Here is a 1,016-nt window from a genome sequence, read left to right as displayed (position 1 = left end):
GAGATCACCACCTTGACGATGCCGGTGAGGGCGATCTGGGCGAGGGAGAGGGGGACGAGGAGGGTCCAGGAGAGTTTCTGCAACTGGTCCTCGCGCAGGCGGGGGTAGGTGACGCGCAGCCAGATGACGACGAAGGCGAGAACGGCGGTCTTCAGCAGGGTCCACAGCCAGCCGAGTCCGTCGGCGCCCCAGGGGCCGTGCCAGCCGCCCAGGAAGAGGACGGTGGTCAGACCGCACAGGACGACGATCCCGGCGTACTCGGCGAGGAGGAAGAGGGCGAAGCGGAGACCGGTGTACTCGGTGTACGCGCCGAAGATGATCTCCGAGTCGGCGACGGGCATGTCGAACGGCGGGCGCTGCAGTTCGGCGAGGCCGGCGACGAAGAAGACGACCGCGCCGACGATCTGCCAGGGCAGCCACCACCACTGGAAGGCGTCGGCGATGCCGGGCAGGGAGACCGTGCCGGCCGCCATCGCCACGGAGGCGGCGGCGAGCAGCATGGGCAGTTCGTAGGCGAGGAGCTGGGCGGCGGTGCGCAGACCGCCGAGGAGGGAGAACTTGTTGGCGGAGGCCCACCCGGCCATGAGCGAGCCGAGGACGCCGACGCCCATCACGGCGAGCACGAAGAAGATGCCCGCGTCGAGGACCTGGCCGACGGCGCCCTCACCGGGGCCGATCGGGATGGCGAGCAGCACGAGGAGGTACGGCAGCAGGGCGACGGCGGGGGCGAGCTGGAAGACCCGGCGGTCGGCGCCGGCCGGGACCACGTCCTCCTTCTGCGCGAACTTCACGCCGTCCGCGACGAGCTGGGCCCAGCCGTGGAAGCCGCCGGCGTACATGGGGCCGAGGCGGCCCTGCATGTGGGCCATCACTTTGTGCTCGGTCTGACCGATGATCAGGGGGAAGGTGAGGAAGACCACGAAGACGATCAGGAGTCGCAGGGCGACGTCGACCGCGTCGTTCACTGCGGGCCTCCTTCGGAGTCGTCGGGGGCGTCGGGGGTGCCGGGGCTGTCA

At 70.4% G+C, this 1,016-nt stretch carries 1 protein-coding gene; it reads right to left on the bottom strand.

All coding sequences use genetic code 11. The annotated features are described in order from the left end of the window. Positions 1 to 965: complex I subunit 1/NuoH family protein (locus C1I97_RS37815; RefSeq protein WP_111007359.1), on the bottom strand; the 965-nt coding region annotated here is incomplete at its 3' end. Positions 966 to 1,016: the final 51 nt, after the last annotated feature.

The sequence above is a fragment of the Streptomyces sp. NTH33 genome (assembly GCF_003236365.1).
In the GTDB taxonomy this organism is placed as follows: Bacteria; Actinomycetota; Actinomycetes; order Streptomycetales; family Streptomycetaceae; genus Streptomyces.
This window is presented reverse-complemented; position numbering and strand designations above follow the sequence as displayed.